This is a genomic window from Burkholderia sp. MSMB0856 (assembly GCF_001524645.2).
Classification (GTDB): Bacteria; Pseudomonadota; Gammaproteobacteria; order Burkholderiales; family Burkholderiaceae; genus Burkholderia; species Burkholderia diffusa.
In genome coordinates this window covers 208,572-226,123 of the sequence record NZ_CP013427.1, presented here as the reverse complement: position 1 = coordinate 226,123, position 17,552 = coordinate 208,572, and the positions used below count along the sequence as shown (strand labels likewise).

General features: G+C 68.1%; 14 protein-coding genes and 1 riboswitch. Of the genes, 3 read left to right on the top strand and 11 right to left on the bottom strand.

Annotation, left to right across the window (positions count from 1 at the left end; genetic code table 11):
* Positions 1-280 precede the first annotated feature (280 nt).
* Positions 281-940 (bottom strand): HugZ family pyridoxamine 5'-phosphate oxidase, encoded by a 660-nt coding sequence (locus tag WS87_RS01985; protein ID WP_059816582.1) that lies wholly within the window; start codon positions 938-940, stop codon positions 281-283.
* Positions 941-1,214: 274 nt separating this feature from the next.
* Between WS87_RS01985 and WS87_RS01980 the strand changes: the two genes are divergently transcribed.
* Entirely contained in the window at positions 1,215-2,429 is a 1,215-nt protein-coding gene (locus tag WS87_RS01980; protein WP_059816578.1) for an MFS transporter, read from the top strand.
* A 99-nt stretch (positions 2,430-2,528) separates the two neighbouring features.
* Here the strand turns inward: WS87_RS01980 and WS87_RS01975 are convergent, their stop codons facing one another.
* Positions 2,529-3,671 (bottom strand): branched-chain amino acid ABC transporter substrate-binding protein, encoded by a 1,143-nt coding sequence (locus tag WS87_RS01975; protein WP_059816575.1) that lies wholly within the window; start codon positions 3,669-3,671, stop codon positions 2,529-2,531.
* Positions 3,672-4,091: 420 nt separating this feature from the next.
* Positions 4,092-5,171, bottom strand: a complete 1,080-nt coding sequence (locus tag WS87_RS01970) for an NAD(P)H-dependent flavin oxidoreductase (protein WP_059816572.1) — start codon at positions 5,169-5,171, stop codon at positions 4,092-4,094.
* A gap of 270 nt (positions 5,172-5,441) precedes the next feature.
* Between WS87_RS01970 and WS87_RS01965 the strand changes: the two genes are divergently transcribed.
* Together WS87_RS01965 and WS87_RS01960 are read left to right on the top strand one after the other, a co-directional pair.
* Positions 5,442-6,134 (top strand): dienelactone hydrolase family protein, encoded by a 693-nt coding sequence (locus WS87_RS01965; RefSeq protein WP_059816568.1) that lies wholly within the window; start codon positions 5,442-5,444, stop codon positions 6,132-6,134.
* Positions 6,135-6,215: 81 nt separating this feature from the next.
* A complete protein-coding gene (locus tag WS87_RS01960) occupies positions 6,216-7,694 on the top strand; it encodes an amidase (protein ID WP_059816564.1) in 1,479 nt (492 codons plus the stop codon).
* An 85-nt stretch (positions 7,695-7,779) separates the two neighbouring features.
* On the opposite strand, the gene metF is transcribed toward WS87_RS01960, so the two are convergent.
* The 8 genes from metF to flhB all read right to left on the bottom strand — a co-directional run bounded on the left by metF (position 7,780) and on the right by flhB (position 17,406).
* Positions 7,780-8,610 carry a methylenetetrahydrofolate reductase [NAD(P)H] gene (gene metF / locus WS87_RS01955; protein ID WP_059699664.1) on the bottom strand — a complete coding sequence of 277 codons (831 nt, stop codon included), beginning with the start codon at positions 8,608-8,610 and terminating at the stop codon, positions 7,780-7,782.
* A gap of 24 nt (positions 8,611-8,634) precedes the next feature.
* Positions 8,635-8,988 (bottom strand): phage holin family protein, encoded by a 354-nt coding sequence (locus WS87_RS01950; RefSeq protein WP_006477367.1) that lies wholly within the window; start codon positions 8,986-8,988, stop codon positions 8,635-8,637.
* A 151-nt stretch (positions 8,989-9,139) separates the two neighbouring features.
* Positions 9,140-10,558, bottom strand: coding sequence for an adenosylhomocysteinase (gene ahcY / locus WS87_RS01945; RefSeq protein ID WP_059533465.1), 1,419 nt, complete (start codon positions 10,556-10,558; stop codon positions 9,140-9,142).
* A gap of 34 nt (positions 10,559-10,592) precedes the next feature.
* A riboswitch (S-adenosyl-L-homocysteine riboswitch) is annotated at positions 10,593-10,709 on the bottom strand.
* A gap of 91 nt (positions 10,710-10,800) precedes the next feature.
* A complete protein-coding gene (locus WS87_RS01940) occupies positions 10,801-11,535 on the bottom strand; it encodes an RNA polymerase sigma factor FliA (protein ID WP_059816559.1) in 735 nt (244 codons plus the stop codon).
* A 22-nt stretch (positions 11,536-11,557) separates the two neighbouring features.
* Positions 11,558-12,367 (bottom strand): MinD/ParA family ATP-binding protein, encoded by an 810-nt coding sequence (locus tag WS87_RS01935; RefSeq protein WP_059816556.1) that lies wholly within the window; start codon positions 12,365-12,367, stop codon positions 11,558-11,560.
* Positions 12,360-14,111, bottom strand: coding sequence for a flagellar biosynthesis protein FlhF (gene flhF / locus WS87_RS01930; RefSeq protein ID WP_059816552.1), 1,752 nt, complete (start codon positions 14,109-14,111; stop codon positions 12,360-12,362). The genes WS87_RS01935 and flhF overlap by 8 nt, the downstream gene beginning before the upstream one ends.
* Positions 14,108-16,210, bottom strand: a complete 2,103-nt coding sequence (flhA, locus tag WS87_RS01925; protein ID WP_059816548.1) for a flagellar biosynthesis protein FlhA — start codon at positions 16,208-16,210, stop codon at positions 14,108-14,110. The genes flhF and flhA overlap by 4 nt, the downstream gene beginning before the upstream one ends.
* Positions 16,207-17,406, bottom strand: a complete 1,200-nt coding sequence (gene flhB / locus WS87_RS01920) for a flagellar biosynthesis protein FlhB (protein ID WP_059816543.1) — start codon at positions 17,404-17,406, stop codon at positions 16,207-16,209. Before flhB ends, flhA begins: the two co-directional genes overlap by 4 nt.
* Positions 17,407-17,552: the final 146 nt, after the last annotated feature.

The following is a 17,552-nucleotide window of genomic DNA, read 5'->3' as shown; positions in this document are numbered from 1 at the left end:
TTTCGAAGGCAGAGATTAGCACAAAAAGGATTTGATAGAAGCGAGATTCATGAAAATCCCGAGACCAATTGAAATTCACGCATGTCATTTTGACCGGCTGCGGCCTTTTCTCAAATTTTCACGCACTTGCATAGAGATTAGGACATTACTGATCGGGTAATAGGCCTATCAACATACGCAATTACCCTGCATGAGAAAAAATCAAAGCTTTCATCCGACGACAAGTTCAGGAAAATCGTACGGCGCGTGGCGCTATTCAGACACATTTGTATCCGCGGCGTCACGTCACATCCCGTGCGCAGGCAATCAACCGTTCGCGCAACGCACCGGCGTCGCCCGGCACCGAATCGAAGGGCGTGCGCACGCGGCGGCCGTCGCAACGCCAGTCGGCGCCGTGACGATCGACGCCGAGCAGGTCGAGCCCGTCGCGGCGCGCATCGCTCGAATCGTACGCATCCCACAACGCCCGCTCGTCGTCGAACCCGAGCGGCGGCAGCGCATCGAGACCGGTGCCGTCCACCCAGCCCATCCGGCCAAATCCGCCGATGTAGCGCAGCCGCTCGATGTCGAGCGCCCAGAACGTGAAGTCGCCGAGCGCGAGGTAGCGTCCGGCATCGGGCTCGTAGCGCGTGTAGCGCGCGGCGACATGCGGATCGTCGCCGAGCGGCACGAAGCGACCGAGCAGCGTTGCGCGCTCGGCGTTCAGCACGTCGCCGTCCGGCGCGTCGACGACGAGGAATCCCGCGCGCGGATCCGCGGTGAGGTTGCGCGTGTGTTCGGCAAGGCCGCTCACGAGAATCACCGGGCGGTGACTTGCATCGGGCGCGAACGGCACGACCGTCGGATAAGGAAAGCCTTGCGGTTCGCGCGCGTGGGTCGCGAGCGTGCCGAGCGCGCAGCGGTGCAGCAGGTGCAGGGCAAGGGCGGGATCGATGTTCACGGTGACTCCTGCGGTCGAAAAGCCTGGGCGGCAACGGTGGCGATGACGCGCCGCACTGGAACGCTTCGGGCACGCCGCCTGCGCACCGATGTTACTCGCGGCGGCGTCCCGCCGGGCATCCGCCGAATGGCCGACGCGGCACGCGCAAGCGGCGCGCGCCGAAGCGTGATCGGCCGAACGGCCAGCGCGCCGGCAAGACCGTAAGCGGTTCGATAGAATCGGACCCATCCGACGGGCGCGACGCGCCCGCGCATCGTCCATTCAAGAGCGCTCCGTGTCCGAAACCTCCTCCCGATCCTCGTCCGACTTCGCCGCGCCGCCCGACGCGCATCGCCTGCTGGCCTTGCCGGTCCGCCAGCGTGCACGCACGGCCACGATGGCACTGTTCTTCATCGCCGGCATGATGTACGCGTCGTGGGGCGTGCACGTGCCGACCGTGCGCGACAAGTTCGCGTTGAGCCCGGGGCTGCTGTCGATCGCGCTGTTCGCGGTCGCGGGCGGCTCGATCGCCGCGATGCTGACGATCGCGCGCTGGATCGCGCGCGTCGGCTCGCGCACCGCGTGCCTCGCGGGCGGGCTCGTGATGTCCGCATGCGCTGCGCTGATCCTCGTCGTGCCTGATTACTGGATGCTGCTCGTCGTGCTCGCGCTGTTCGGCTTCTCGATGGCGACGCTCGACGTCGCGATGAACGCGGAGGCGAGCGCGGTCGAGATCGCGCTCGGCAAGCCGATCATGTCGTCGCTGCACGGGATGTTCAGCATCGGCGGGATGTCGGGGGCGGCGGCCGGCGGCGCGCTGCTGTCGGCCGGCATGGCGCCGGCCGTGCATCTCGCGCTCGCGGCGGCCGTCGGCGCGGCGGTGCTGCTCGTCGCTAGCCCGGCCGTGCTGCCGCACGTGCCGCATCACGAGCACGCGCACGGCGGCGGCAACCGTTGGCGTTCACCCGCGCTGTGGATGCTGGGCGGCATCGCGCTGATCGCGCTGATCGCCGAAGGTGCGATGTACGACTGGGCGACCGTCTACATGCGCGACGTCGTCGCGGCGAGCCCCGCGCTCGCAAGCGCGGCCTATGCAGCATTCTCCGGCGGGATGGCGGTCGCGCGATTCGCGGGCGACGCGGTGCGCGCGCGTTTCGGCGCACCGCAGCTCGTGTTCGCGAGCGCATCGCTCGCGTGCGCCGGGATGATCGGCGCTTTGCTGCTGCCGAACCCGATCGCCGTGCTGACGGGCTTCACGCTGATGGGCATCGGCCTCGCGAACATGATGCCCGTGCTGTTCGCCGCCGCCGCGCGCGTGAAGGGCATCCACGCGGCCGAAGGGCTCGCGCACGTGGCCGGGCTCGCGTATTTCGGACTGCTGTTCGGTCCGGTCGTGATCGGCGCGGTCGCGCAGGCCGTGAATCTGACCGTCGGCCTGTCGGTCGTCGCGCTGTGCGCGGCGCTCGTCGCGGCCGTCGCGCCGAAGGTGCTCGCGCACCTGAAGATCTGACCGCGGCGGCCCCGCCACCCGCTGCAGATTCGCCAAAAAGAAAGCGCGCCTGCGTTGCCGCAGGCGCGCCTTTACCCCTTCTGTCGGCCGCTTTTCAGCTTACATCTTCACTTCGTCGAGCAGCGACTTCTTGCCGTTCTTGTAGTTGTACAGCGAGATCACGCCGTGCTGCAGGTCGCCCTTCGAGTCGAAGGTCGTCGTGCCGATCACGCCCGAGTAGTTCGTCGCCGGCATCGCCGCGAGAATCTTCGCCGGATCCGTCGAGTTCGAACGCTTCATCGCATCGACGATGATGTACACGGCGTCGTACGTGAACGGTGCGTAGATCTGGATCGGCTGGCCGAAGCGCTTCTCGTACTTCGCCTTGAACGCCGCGCCGCCCGCCATCTTCTCGAGCGAAGCACCGGCTTCCGAGCACACGACGTTGTCGGTCGCGTCGCCGGCCAGGTCGGCCAGCTTTTCCGTGCACACGCCGTCGCCCGCGAAGATCTTCGCGCGCAGGCCGAGCTGCTTCGCCTGTTTCGCGAACGGGCCGCCGGTGGCGTCCATGCCGCCGTACATGATCGCGTCCGGATTCTCGCCCTTGATCTTGGTCAGAATCGCACGGAAGTCGACCGCCTTGTCGTTCGTTGCGTCGTGCGACATCACCTTCAGGCCGAGCGCCTTCGCCTTCTTCTCGAACTCGTTCGCGAGGCCCTGGCCGTATGCGGTCGAATCGTCGACCACCGCGACGCTCTTGATGCCCTTCGAGTGCGCGTAGTTCGCGAGTGCCGGGCCCTGCTGCGCATCGGTCGCCACCACGCGATACGTGGTCTTGAAGCCTTGCTGCGTGTAAGCCGGGTTGGTCGCCGACGGCGAGATCTGCACGATGCCCGCATCGCTGTAGATCTTCGAGGCCGGGATCGACGTGCCCGAGTTCAGGTGGCCGACCACCGCGACGACCTTGTCGTCGACGAGTTTCTGCGCAACCTGCGTGGCCTGCCGCGGGTCGGCCGCGTCATCCTGCGGGTCGAGTTGCAGCGTGATCTTCTGGCCGCCGACCGTGAGACCCTTGGCGTTGATCTCCTCGACTGCGAGACGCGCGCCGTTTTCGTTGTCCTTGCCCAGGTGTGCAATACCGCCCGTCAAGGGCGCGACGTGGCCGATCTTGACGACTTGATCGGCGGCCGCGTTGCTTGCAGCTGCAGCGCACAGCATCGCCGCTGCGGTGATCGGCAACAGCTTTTGCATCTTGATATTCATGTAAGTCTCCAGTTTCGGTCCCAATAAACGCCATCGCCCGGTGCCCCGCTGCCATCCCTGTGTTTGCATTCACTGGACGATTCGCCGGTTGCATCGTTCATGCACTTGGCCTCAAGCACGTAGGGAAACAGTCGCTTGTAGCGGCCGCCCGCCCGTACTTGCGCGCAAGTGTAGGTGATCAAATTAATTTGTGGGACTTTTTTGGGGTAGTGGTAACACTACCGATATGGGCGCTTTGGAATGAATGCTCGAATATCGCCGCGAGCCCCACCGGATAAGGGTTTCCGCTAATCTCGGACGGCCGGATGAAAGGTTGATTCAAAGCATTCCCGCGTCATTTCGATTCGGTATTTTGTGCGCGGGATCATTGAATGAAACGCGCGTGACAACACGCGCTTTTCTCGCTTCGATACGAGCCGGTCAGCCGGCCGTCGCGCGCCATTCAGCGTCGAGCGCGTCGACGAGTTGCGACGTCGTGAGCGCGGCGGCACGCCGTCGCGCGAGCGGCGCGCCCTGCCCGGCCCACAGCGACAGGTAGTCGCCGTCGTTCGCGCGCGCGGCGGCCTGGCGCAGCGGCTGGGTCAGCGCGTTCTGCACCGGGTACGGCGCGGCGTCGGCCACGCGTTCGCCGAGCCGCGTCATCAGCGTATTGCGCAATCCGCGCGCATGGCGGCCCGTGATCGCGCGCGTGACCTGCGTCGACGTATCGGCGCTCGCGAGCAGTCGCGCTTTCCAGTCCGCCGCGATCGCGCTTTCCGCACACGTCAGGAACGCGGTGCCGAGCTGCGCGCCCTGCGCGCCGAGCGCGAGCGCGGCGGCGATCCCGCGGCCGTCCATGATGCCGCCCGCGGCGAGCACAGGCAGGCCGGTCGCATCGACGAGCTGCGGCACCAGCGCGAGCGTGCCGATCAGCGCATCGTCGGCCGAGCCGATGAAGGTCCCGCGATGGCCGCCCGCTTCGGCGCCTTGCGCGGACAGCGCGTCGGCGCCGGCCGCCTGCCACGCGCGCCCTTCGGCGACGTGCGTCGCGGTGCCGATCACGTAGGTGCCGGCGGCCTTCAGGCGCGCGACGTCGGCCGCGTCGAGCACGCCGAACGTGAAGCTCGCGACCGGCACGCGCAGTGCGACGAGCGCGTCGAATTGCGCGCGGAAGTCGGGCGCGTAGCGCGCGGGCGCGGTGCCCGGCGGCAGCCCGAGCGTCGCGTTCAACGGATCGATCGCGGCGAGCGCGCGTGCGACGGTCGCCGCGTCGGGCGCGGCCTCGGGCAACACGAACAGGTTCACGGCGAACGGACGCGCGGTCGCCGCGCGAATCGCGGCGACTTCGGTCGCGAGCCGATCCGGCTCGAACGCGCCGGCGCCGAGACTGCCGAGCGCGCCGGCATTGGATGCGGCCGCGACCATCGCGGCCGTGGTCGCGCCGACCATCGGCGCCTGCACGAGCGGCAGGCGCAGGCCGAAGCGTTCGGAAAACGGAGTGGAAAATGCACGGGCTGGCATGGCGAATCCTTCGATGACGATGTGCGAAAGCGCTTTGTAAAGGCCGACACGTCGACTCTATCGAAGCGGCGCAGCGCCGAAAAATGAATAATCGAGATCGAAACGATCGCTGCGCGAGAAGCAGGTTCGAGACGCGGATTCGACACGCGCGCACACCCGGCAGGCGCGCCGCTTGCGCGCTGCAGCGCGACGGGATTGGTGGCACACTAGGCCGCCCTTTTTTCCATCCGCGGTGCGCATGTCGCGCGCCCGTTCGCCAGGAGTTCCAACGTGACTGCCCAATGGATCGACATCCCGACCGGTAACGACAGCTTCGGCGGCTATCTCGCGCTGCCCAAGCGCGGCGAGGGCCCCGCCGTCATCATCATCCAGGAGATCTTCGGCGTGAACGCGCACATCCGCGCGGTCGCCGACCAGTACGCGGCCGACGGCTTCGTCGCGCTCGCGCCGGACGTGTTCTGGCGCACGCAGCCGCGTGTCGAGCTGACCTACGAAGGCGCCGATCGCGACAAGGGCATCGAGCTGATGAAGAAGACCGACGTCGGTCTCGCGATCGCGGACATCGGCGCGGCCGCCGACGCGTTGCGCGCGCGCCCCGAAGCCGCCGGCAAGGTCGCCGCGATCGGCTACTGCTTCGGCGGCCAGCTCGCGTATCGCGCGGCCGCGGCCGGCAAGGTCGATGCGGCGGTCGCCTATTACGGCGGCGGCATCCAGAATGCGCTCGATCTCGCCGGCAAGATCACGCAGCCGATCCTGTTCCACTACGCGGAGAACGACCACGGAATTCCGCTCGACGCCGTCGAGCAGGTGAAGGCCGCGTTCGCGGGCCGCCACAACGCGTCGTTCCACCTGTATCCGGGCGCCGAACACGGCTTCAACTGCACCGATCGCGCGTCGTACAACCAGCGCGCGTCGGCGCTCTCGCACGGCCGCACGCTCACGTTCCTCGCCGAGCACGCGTAACGGCGGCCGGCAGCGGGCCCGGCGCGTCGGGCCCGCGTTATCCTCCTTTCATCGCCACGGGTCACAACGGGGGTGACTGCGATGCACTCGGACTATCTCGCGCATGACGCGCTCGGCCTCGCCGCACTCGTGCGCGAGCGCAAGGCGAGCCCGCGCGAACTGCTGGACGCCGCGATCGGCCAGGCCGAAGCGGTGAACGGCGCGATCAACGCGATCGTGCTGCAGGACTACGACGATGCGCGCAAGCGGGCGGAATCGGCCGTCGATACCGGCACCGATGCGCCGTTCGCGGGCGTCCCGTATCTCGTCAAGGATCTCGGCGCGGCGGTCGCCGGGCTGCCGTTGTCGATGGGCAGCCGCCACTATCGCTACTTCGTCCCAGCCGACGATTCGCCGGTGATCGCGCGCAGCCGCGCGGCGGGGCTCAACGTGTTCGGCAAGACCAACACGTCGGAAATCGGCCAGATGCCATACACCGAACCCGAACTGTTCGGCGCGTGCCGCAATCCGTGGAACCTCGATCACACGCCCGGCGGCTCGAGCGGCGGCGCGGCCGCGGCCGTCGCGGCCGGCATCGTGCCGCTCGCGCATGCGTCGGACGGCGGCGGCTCGATCCGGATTCCGGCTTCGTGCTGCGGGCTGTTCGGGCTGAAGCCGAGCCTCAATCCGGTGCTGGTCGACTTACCGTCGAACGGCGAGCTCGTGGTTCAGCATGCGGTGTCGCGCAGCGTGCGCGACAGCGCGCTGCTGCTCGACGTGACGACCGGCCAGACGCTGCCGCCTGGCGCGCCCGGCACCTTTCTGGGCGAGCTCGACACGCCGCCCGGTCCGCTGCGGATCGGCCTCGTCGTCGACCCGATGCTCGCGCCGGCGCTTTCCGACGACACGCGCGCGGCGCTCGACGACGCGGCCGCGCTCGTCGAATCGCTCGGCCATCACGTCGAGCCGGCGACGCTGAACATCGACTACGCACGCGCGGCCGAAACCTTTCTCACGCTGTGGGCGACGATCGCCGAAGAGATGGTGCTGGGTGCACGCGCGCTGACCGGGCGCACGCCGAGGCGCGCGGAGTTCGAACCGGCGACGTGGGCGATGGCCGTCGTCGGCAGGCGCATCGCCCGCGCGCGCCTGCCGGACGTGCTCGAATGGCAGCGCCAGCTCACCGTGCAGGTCTCGGGCCTCGTGTCCCGCTACGACGCGATCCTGTGCGCGACGCTCGCGGGGCCGCCGGTCAAGATCGGCGAGCTGCAGCCGACGCCGCTCGAAGCCGCGCAGATGAAGCTGCTCGGCGCGCTGCCGGTAAAACCGTTGCTGCGGGAAATGCTCGCGAAGGCGTCGGAGAAGGCGTTCGCGTGGGCCGGCTGCACCGAGCTGTTCAACCTGACGGGCCAGCCGGCGATGTCGGTGCCGCTCTACTGGAACGCGCGCGGCCTGCCGATCGGCGTGCAGTTCGTCGCGCGTCACACCGACGAGGCGTTGCTGCTGAGGCTCGCGCGCCAGCTCGAACAGGCGCGGCCATGGTTCGATCGGCGTCCGCCGCTGATGCAGGCGCAGCGCTGACACCAGCGCCGTCGGTCGTCGGTGAAAAAAAAGCCCCGCCGGTTTTGCCGGCAGGGCTTTTGCGCATGCAACCGCGCGATGACGCTTACATCGCGAGCCGTTCGCAGATCGTCCGCGTCGCGGTCGCCGCGTTCAGCGTATAGAAGTGCAGACCCGGCACGCCCGCGTCGATCAGGCGCTGGCACAGGCTCGTGACGACATCCGCGCCGAACGCGCGGATCGCGTCGCGATCGTCGCCGAAGCTCTCGAGCCGGCGCGCGACCCAGCGCGGCACTTCCGCGCCGCACATTTCCGAGAAGCGCATCAGCTGCGAGAAGTTCGTGATCGGCATGATGCCCGGCACGATCGGCACGTCCACACCCAGCTTGCGCGCATCGTCGACGAAGCGGAAATACGCGTCGGCGTTGAAGAAGTACTGCGTGATCGCGGAATTCGCGCCGGCTTTCACCTTGCGCGCGAAGTTTTCCAGATCGGCCTTCGGCGAGCGCGATTGCGGGTGATACTCCGGATAGCCGGCGACTTCGATGTGGAACCAGTCGCCATGCTCGGCGCGGATGAAGCTGACGAGCTCGGACGCATAGCGCAGCTCGCCGACCTCGCCCATCCCCGACGGCAGATCGCCGCGCAGCGCGACGATATGCCGGATGCCGTGCGAGCGGTACTGGTCGAGGATCGCGCGCAGGTTGTCGCGCGACGAGCCGATGCACGACAGGTGCGGCGCGGCCTCGAGGCCGTCCTTCTGCATGTCGAGCACGGTATCGAGCGTGCCCTGCTGCGTCGAGCCGCCGGCGCCGAATGTCACGGAGACGAATTTCGGCTTCAGCGGCAGCAGCTGCGCACGCGTCGCGCGCAGCTTTTCGACGCCGTCCGCCGTCTTCGGCGGGAAGAATTCAAACGAGAGTTCGATCGATTTCATGATTCGCAAGAATGGGCGCGGCCGTCAGCCGATGTCGCGCTGCCCGAAGATCAGCGCGGACAGCAGCCACGACACGATGCTGTACAGGATCGAACCGAAGAACGCCGACCAGAAACCCGACACCTCGAAACCCTTCAGCAGCGACGACGCGAACCAGAAGCACAGCGCGTTCACGACGAGGATGAACACCCCGAGCGTGACGATCGTGACCGGCAGCGTCAGCAGGATCAGCACCGGACGGATCACCGTGTTGATCAGGCCGAGCACGACCGCGATGATCAGCGCGGTGCCGAAGCTCTTGATGTGGATCGACGGCACGAGGTACGTGATGATCAGCAGCGCGAGGGCGTTGATGACCCAGGTGAGGATGACGCTCATGGAGGGCTCCGGTTCGGTTGTCGATCTGGTCGGTCAATGGCCGCCGCCGGCCGCCGCACGTGCCCGCGCGGCGGCGGACACGGCGCGACGGCCGGCGGTCCGGCACCGTGCCGCGCGCCGCGCATGAACGCGGCGCGGCGGCGGCGGTGCATCAGTAGCGGTAGTGGTTCGGCTTGAACGGGCCGTCCTTCTGCACGCCGATGTACGAAGCCTGCTCGTCCGACAGCACGGACAGGTTTGCGCCGATGCGCGCGAGGTGCAGGCGCGCGACCTTTTCATCGAGATGCTTCGGCAGCACGTACACCTTGTTCTCGTACTGTTCGCCGCGCGTGAAGAGTTCGATCTGCGCGAGCGTCTGGTTCGCGAACGAGTTCGACATCACGAACGACGGGTGGCCGGTCGCGCAGCCGAGGTTCACGAGGCGGCCTTCGGCCAGCAGGATCACGCGCTTGCCGTCCGGGAAGATGATGTGGTCGACCTGCGGCTTGATGTTTTCCCACTGATACTGGCGCGTCGACGCGACGTCGATTTCCGAGTCGAAGTGGCCGATGTTGCAGACGATCGCGTTGTGGCGCATCGCCTTCATGTGATCGTGGTTGATCACGTGGTAGTTGCCGGTCGCCGTCACGAAGATGTCGGCCTTGTCGGCCGCGTATTCCATCGTCACGACGCGGTAGCCTTCCATCGCCGCCTGCAGCGCGCAGATCGGATCGATTTCGGTGACCCACACGGTCGCGCCCAGGCCGCGCAGCGATTGCGCGCAGCCCTTGCCCACGTCGCCGTAGCCCGCGACGACCGCGACCTTGCCCGCAATCATCACGTCGGTCGCGCGCTTGATGCCGTCGACGAGCGACTCGCGGCAGCCGTACAGGTTGTCGAACTTCGACTTCGTGACCGAATCGTTCACGTTGAACGCCGGGAACGGCAGGCGGCCGTCCTTTTCCATCTGGTACAGGCGGTGCACGCCGGTCGTGGTTTCTTCGGTCACGCCCTTGATGTGCGCGAGGCGCGTCGAGTACCAGGTCGGATCGGCGTCGAGGTGCTTCGCGATCGACTTGAAGAGCGCGACTTCTTCCTCGTTGGTCGGCTTCGCGATCACCGAACGGTCCTTCTCGGCCTTCGAGCCGAGGATCAGCAGCAGCGTTGCGTCGCCGCCGTCGTCCAGGATCATGTTCGCGAATTCGCCGTTCGGCCATTCGAAGATGCGGTGCGAGAATTCCCAGTATTCGTCGAGCGACTCGCCCTTGAACGCGAACACCGGCGTGCCGGCTTCGACGATCGCGGCAGCGGCGTGGTCCTGCGTCGAGAAGATGTTGCACGACGCCCAGCGGACATCGGCGCCGAGCGCCTTCAGCGTCTCGATCAGCACGCCGGTCTGGATCGTCATGTGCAGCGAACCTGCGATGCGCGCGCCCTTCAGCGGCTGCTGCGCCTTGTATTCGTCGCGGATCTGCACGAGGCCCGGCATTTCGGTCTCGGCGATGTTCAGCTCCTTGCGGCCCCAGCCGGCAAGCGCCATGTCGGCGACGATGTAATCCTTGGAAGCTTGCGAATCGATAATGGCGTTCATCACGCCCTCCTTTCTAAAAAAGTTCTAGAAATTGGTGACGTGAGCGCCGTTCAGGAAGCGGGGCCGGCGCGAATGTTGCCGCACGGCTGCTTGGTGAAGCTTTCCGAGCCTGGCGGACGCAGGATGGTCCGTCGCAACGCTCCTCGGGAAGCGGGAGGGATTGTAGCAAATCGGCGCGGGAAATGCGCGTCGCGCGCCACGCACCGCGCGCGGCGTCGGCGCGCGCGGGCGCTATGAAAGGGTCAGTTCTCGGCGCCGACCCAAGCCTGTTCGCGCAACCGCGCGCGCAGGCGCGCGACGGCCTGGCTGTGCAGCTGGCACACGCGCGACTCGCTGACCTCGAGCACCGCGCCGATCTCGCGCAGGTTCAGCCCGCGCTCGTAGTACAGCGACATCAGCAGTTTCTCGCGCTCGGGCAGCCGCTCGATCGCTTCGACGAGCGCCTCGCGCAGGTGTTCGTCGAGCAGCGACGACAACGGATCGGCGTGATCGACGCGATAGCGGTCGAGGAACGGCTCGTCGTCGGCCGCGCGATCGAAATCCTCGTAGTAGATGAGCTGGCTGCCGTGCAGGTCCTGCAGCATCCCTTGATATTCGTCGAGCGGCATCTTCAGGTGCTGTGCGATCTCGGTCTCGCTCGCCGAGCGGCCGAGATGCTGCTCGACCTGGTGCACCGCGTGCTCGACCTCGCGCGACGTCTTGCGCAGGCTGCGCGGCAGCCAGTCGTTGCTGCGCAGTTCGTCGAGCATCGCGCCACGGATGCGCTGGGTCGCGTAGGTCTCGAACTGCGCGCCCTGGTCTTCCTTGTAGCGGCCGGCCGCGTCCATCAGGCCGATCATGCCGGCCTGGATCAGGTCGTCGAGATCGACGCTCGCCGGCATCTTCGCGACGAGCTGCAGCCCCAGGCGCCGCACGAGCGGCGCGTATTGCGCGAGCACGTCGGCCTGGGTCATCTTTCCTTGAGCGTTGTACATCATGGCTCTCTCCTTCCGGTGGCGCTCACGCGGCGTGTGCCGCACCCGCCTCGTACGACGGCTTGCCGCCCGCATGCACGGCGCGGCCGGCGCCCGATCGCGGGCGCATCGGCCAGTACAGCAGGTCGGCGGCGATCTGCCGGTAATCGCGCGCCGCAACCGACGACGGGAACGCGTCGACCGCGGTATGCATCAGGTCGCGTGCATGCTCGACGAGCGGATCGGCGCTCACGCAGCCGGCGTCGGCGATCGACACCGTCAGGTAGCGGCTCGCGACGCCCGCGAGGTTGTCGAATGCGGTCCTGGCGTCGGCATGGCTGCCGACGTGATTGGTCAGCACGCGGAACTGCGCGACCGCGTGCGCGAAATGCAGGCGCTTCATGCACGCATACGCCTCGGTGATCGCCTGCGCGGCGACCCGCGTGACGATCAGCACGTCGTGCGCCTCGCGCGCGAGCGGGGAGAACGTGCCGTCGGCACCGAGTTGCGCGTCGACCAACACGATGTCGGCCTGGCCGTCGACGAAGTCGCTCAGTTGCGAATCGCTGTAGCCGTCCCGCGCGGCCGCGCACAGGCCGAACCCGGCGGCGACGCGCGTGCGTTCGCCGTCGCGCAGCCAGGCGCCCGCGAGCGTCGCCGTGGCCGAATGCACGTCGGCGCGCTCGTCGACGACGAGCACGTCCTTGCCGAGCGCGGTCAGCGCGGCCGCGACGTTCACGACGGTCGTCGTGCAGCCGACGCCCGCCGGCCCGCCCGTCACCGCGACGATGCGCGACGCGCGCCCGGCCAGCAGGCGCCGCAGCCCTTCGGCCTGATCGATGATCCGTTTATCCAAATCGCACCTCGTGCAGCTCGGCGGTGGAACGTGCGGTCAGTGCGGAAAGCAGCGTCGGCATGTCCTCGTCTTGCGGCACGAAGGGCGAGCCGTCGCGCGGCACACAGAACGCGCTCTTCAGCAGGAACCGGGTCGATGCGACGTACAGGTTTTCCGGCACTTTCTGGCCGGTCGACACGTAATGGACCGGCAGCTTGTAGCGGATCACCGTGTCGAGCACGCCGCCGAGGTGGGTCGCCTCGTCGAGCTTGGTCAGGATGCAGCCGGCGAGATCGGGATACTCGGCCGCGCTGCGGTAGGCCTGGACGACCTCGTTGAGCGTGTCGCCGTGGCTCGTCGCGTTGAGCAGCAGCAGGCGCTGCACCGGCGCGTTCGCGCCGTGCAGCATCGCGATCTGGTCGGACAGCGCGCGGTCGCGCTGGCTCATGCCGATCGTGTCGATCAGCACGATGTGCTTGTTGCGCAGCTCGGACAGCGCGAGCTCGAGATCGCCCGCATCCTTCACCGCGTGCACGGGCACGCCGAGGATCTTGCCGAAGATGCGCAGCTGCTCGTGGCCGCCGATCCGGTAGCTGTCGGTGGTCAGGAGCGCGACCTTGCTCGCGCCGAAGCGCATCACGCAGCGCGCGGCGAGCTTCGCCGTGGTGGTCGTCTTGCCGACGCCGGTCGGCCCCATCAGCGCGAACACGCCGCCGCGCTCCATCAGCGCGTCTTCGCTCTCGAGCACCGGCAGGTTCGCGGCGAGCACCGACTGCGCCCATTCGGCGGCCTGCTCGAAGGTTTGCGCGTCGTCGCCGGACGGCAGGTTGTCGACCAGCATGCGCACCAGTTGCGCGGAGAAGCCGGCCGAGAACAGGTGCCTGGTCAGCGCGCCGTGCACCGGGCTGCGGCGCTGGCGGTCGTGCCACATCAGGCTGTCGAACTGCTCTTCCATCATCCCGCGCATCGCGCCGAGCTCGTGCATCACCGTATCGTTGACGATGCTCTCGATGCGCGTCTTCACAGCGTCGGCCACCGCGGCCGCCGCTTCCGCGGACAGGCGCGTGCGTTCGGCCGGCTTCGCGGTGCTCGCTTCGCTCTGGCGGGTCATCGGCGCGGCGGCCGACGGCATCCGGCGTTCGGCGTCGCGCACGATGTCGCGCGCCCAGCCGGCCGGCGTCGCGGACGCGGCGTCCTGCTGCGCGCGCGCCGGTGCCTGCGGCGCGGCCGGTGCGGCCTGCGCGCGGGCGATCAGCGCTTCGCGCTGCTGGGTCAGGCGCTTCGCGTGCTCGACGAGCCACGGCGCGGGTTCGGACGCTGCCGCCGGCGTGCCGGCAGCGGGCGCAGGCGCGACCGGCGCGTTCGATGCCGCGTCCATGCCGGCGTCGAAGGCGGCCGCTTCGGCTGCCGGCTTCGTCGCTTCGGCGCTTGCGCCGAACACCGACGAGAACACGTCCGGCAGGCCGCCTTCGCCCGCCGCATACGGATTGACGGCCGGGCGCGCGAGCGCGGCACCCGGGCGCGACACGATGCCCGGGACGGCCGCGGCCGGCACGGATTCCGGCGCGCGCGGCGCGACGGTGCGTGCCCGGACGGCGGCCGGCGGCGTGACCGCAGCGAGATCCGAATCGGCGAGTGCGACGATTTCGACGCTGCCGTCATCGAGCGTGCGGTTCGACAGCACGACGGCGTCGGCGCCGAGTGCCTCGCGCACGAGGCGAAGCGCGTCGCGGCTGGTCGCGCCGGTGAATTTGCGAATGTTCAAGCGGAACCCCCGATGACGTTAACGACTTTGATCGTGCGCGTGTCCGGCACTTCGGCATACGACAGCACTTTCAGTTGCGGCAGGCTGCGGCGCAGGAAACGCGCGAGCATCGCGCGCAGCGCATGCTGCACCAGCAGCACCGGCGGCAGCCCGAGATTCTGTTGACGCAGCATCGCCTGTTGCGTGCCGGTCAGAAGGTTGTGCGCGAGGCCGGGCTCGAGGCCCGGGTTCGCGCCGGTGGCGAGCGCCTGCGACAGCACCCGCTCGAGATTCGAATCGAGGCCCATCACCTGCATCTCGCCCGAGCCCGGATACCACTGCTGCGTGATCGCACGGCCGAGCGACAGCCGCACCGCGGCGGTGATCTCGTACGCGTCGCCGCGGCCCGCGTGTTCGGACACGGCCTCGAGGATCGTGCGCATGTCGCGGATCGGCACGCCTTCCTCGAGCAGGTTCTGCAGCACTTTCTGCAGCGTCGTCAGCGAGATCGTCTTCGGCACGAGGTCCTCGACGAGCGACGGCGCATCCTTGCCGGTGCGCTCGACCAGCGCCTGCACTTCCTGGCGGCCGAGCAGTTCGGCCGCGTGCTGGACGACCAGATGGTTCAGGTGCGTCGCGACGACCGTGCTCGCATCGACGACCGTGTAGCCGTACACCTGCGCCTGCTCGCGCATCGCGACGTCGATCCACACGGCGGGCAGCCCGAATGCCGGATCCTGCGTCACGGCGCCCGGCAGCGCGGCCGTCACCTGGCCCGGGTTGATCGCGAGCCACTGGCCCGGGAACACTTCGCCCGCGCCGATCTCGACGCCCTTCAGCGCGATCCGGTACGCGTTCGGCCGCAGTTCGAGGTTGTCGCGGATGTGGATCACCGGCGGCAGGAAGCCGATCTCCTGCGCGAATTTCTTGCGGATGCTCTTGATGCGCTTGAGCAGTTCGCCGTCGCTGTTCTTGTCGACGAGCGGAATCAGCCGGTAGCCGACTTCGAGGCCGAGCGGATCGATCAGTTGCACGTCGTCCCAGGTCGCCTCGTGGCTGTCGCCCGGCAGCGCGGCGGGCGGTGCGATCTCGGTCACGTCGCCGGCCGCCACGCGGGCCGCCGCGCGGCGGACTTGCGTGCGGGCAAGCCAGATCGCGCCGCCGCCGAGCGCGAGGAACGCAAAGTGCGGCATGCCCGGGATCAGCCCCATCAGCACGATGATCGCGCCGGTGATGGTCAGCACGCGCGGGTTGGTGAACAGCTGGCCGGTGATCTGCGTGCCGATGTCCTCGTCGGTCGCGACCCGCGACACGATCACGCCGGCCGCCGTCGAGATCACGAGCGACGGGATCTGCGCGACGAGGCCGTCGCCGATCGTCAGCAGCGTGTAGTTGGTGCCGGCCGCCGCGAACGACATGTCGTGCTGCACCATCCCGACGATCAGCCCGCCGATCACGTTGATCGCCATGATGATCAGGCCCGCGATCGCGTCGCCGCGCACGAACTTCGACGCGCCGTCCATCGAGCCGTAGAACTCGGCTTCCTGCGACACGGCGAGGCGCCGCTTGCGTGCCTGCTCTTCGTTGATGAGGCCCGCGTTCAGGTCGGCGTCGATCGCCATCTGCTTGCCCGGCATCGCGTCGAGCGTGAAGCGCGCGGACACTTCGGCGATCCGCCCCGCGCCCTTCGTGATCACCATGAAGTTGATGATCATCAGGATCACGAAGACAACGATGCCGACCGCGAAGTTGCCGCCGACGAGGAAGTGGCCGAACGCCTCGATCACCTGGCCGGCCGCGTCGGGGCCGGTGTGGCCCTCGAGCAGCACGACGCGCGTCGACGCGACGTTCAGCGACAGGCGCAGCAGCGTCGAGAACAGCAGCACGCTCGGGAACGCCGCGAAGTCGAGCGGCTTCATCGTGTACATGCTGACGAGCAGCACCATCACCGACAACGCGATGTTGAACGTGAACAGCAGATCCAGCAGCATCGGCGGCAGCGGCAGGATCATCATCCCCAGGATCATGCAGATGAGGATCGGGCCCGCGAGCGCGCGCAGGTTGGTGCCGGCGAACGGATTCTGGCGTTTGGCGAACAGGCCGGTGGTCGGGGTGCTCATGCTGCGTTTCCTTGCTTGCCGAGCGTGTCTTCGGCTTCTTCACGCTCGTCGTCGGCCGATACCGACGACCCCTTGTCGAGTTCCGCCGGCACGTCGAGATCGACCGGCGCGGCCGGGAAGTCGCCGCCTTCCGAGCGGAAGCGCTTCAACTGGTAGACCCACGCGAGCACTTCGGCGACGGCCGAGTACAGCGAGCCGGGAATCTCGCGTTCGAGTTCGACGTTGTGATACAGCGCACGCGCGAGCGGCGGCGCTTCGAGCAGCGGCACGTTGTGCTCGGCCGCGAGCTCGCGGATGCGCGCGGCGACGAGGTTCACGCCCTTCGCGACGACCTTCGGCGCGCGCATCTCGCCGTCCGTGTACTGCAGCGCGACGGCGAAGTGCGTCGGGTTCGTGACGACCACGTCGGCCTTCGGCACGGCGGCCATCATCCGGCGCCGCGCGATCGCGCGCTGCTGCTGGCGGATGCGGCCCTTCACGTGCGGATCGCCTTCGTTCTCGCGATGCTCGCGCTTCACTTCTTCCTTCGTCATGCGCAACTTCTTGTTGTACTGCCAGATTTGGTAAGGCACATCGAGCGCGGCGACCACCAGCATCCCGGCGACCGTCGTGCCGCAGCACACGGCGACCAGGTGCATCGCATCGGCGAGCGCCGAGCCGAGCGGCTGGGTCGCGAGGCCGAGCAGCTCGTCCTTGCTGCGCCAGATCGCGATCCCGCCGATCCCGCCGACGACAAGCGTCTTCGCGAGCGACATCCCGAGCTGGATCGGCCCCTGGATCGAGAACATCCGGCCGAGGCCGGAGATCGGGTTCAGGCGGTCGAACTTGAGTTCGAAGGTCTTCTGCGAGATCAGCCAGCCGCCGAGCGCCATCGGCGCGAGCAGCGCGGCGAGGCCGGTGAGCGCGAGGATCGGCAGCAGCGCGGCGAGACCTTCGACGCTCGCGCTGCCGGCCGCCGACAGCATCCGGTGCGTGTCGAACGCGGTCGCGCGATCGAACGCGAACGCGCCGCGCAGCATCGTCTGGAGATGGGCGCCCGACGGACCCGCGAGCAGCCACGCGCCGTAGAACCCGGCCGCGAGCAGCGCGAACGAAGCCAGTTCGCGCGAACGCGCGACCTGCCCCTCCTCGCGCGCCTTCTCGCGGCGTCTCGGAGTGGCGGCTTCGGTTCTGTCGAGATCGCTCTCGTCTGCCACGGTGCCTCCAGTCGGGTACGGCGAAATGCCGCTTTCCAGTGACACCGATTATTCATGCGCACGTCAAACGCCGATCGGTCGAGCAAAGCCGGGAAAGGGGGGTATTTCGGGGAATCGGGCGAGCCGGTGCGGCGGGAGGTCGCGGG

Coding starts and splice junctions, on each gene's coding strand:
- metF (WP_059699664.1), bottom strand. CDS start 8,610: ATGAAATCGATCGAACTCTCGTTTGAATTCTTCCCGCCGAAGACGGCG.
- WS87_RS01975 (WP_059816575.1), bottom strand. CDS start 3,671: ATGAATATCAAGATGCAAAAGCTGTTGCCGATCACCGCAGCGGCGATG.
- ahcY (WP_059533465.1), bottom strand. CDS start 10,558: ATGAACGCCATTATCGATTCGCAAGCTTCCAAGGATTACATCGTCGCC.
- WS87_RS01950 (WP_006477367.1), bottom strand. CDS start 8,988: ATGAGCGTCATCCTCACCTGGGTCATCAACGCCCTCGCGCTGCTGATC.
- WS87_RS01970 (WP_059816572.1), bottom strand. CDS start 5,171: ATGCCAGCCCGTGCATTTTCCACTCCGTTTTCCGAACGCTTCGGCCTG.
- WS87_RS01960 (WP_059816564.1), top strand. CDS start 6,216: ATGCACTCGGACTATCTCGCGCATGACGCGCTCGGCCTCGCCGCACTC.
- WS87_RS01940 (WP_059816559.1), bottom strand. CDS start 11,535: ATGATGTACAACGCTCAAGGAAAGATGACCCAGGCCGACGTGCTCGCG.
- flhA (WP_059816548.1), bottom strand. CDS start 16,210: ATGAGCACCCCGACCACCGGCCTGTTCGCCAAACGCCAGAATCCGTTC.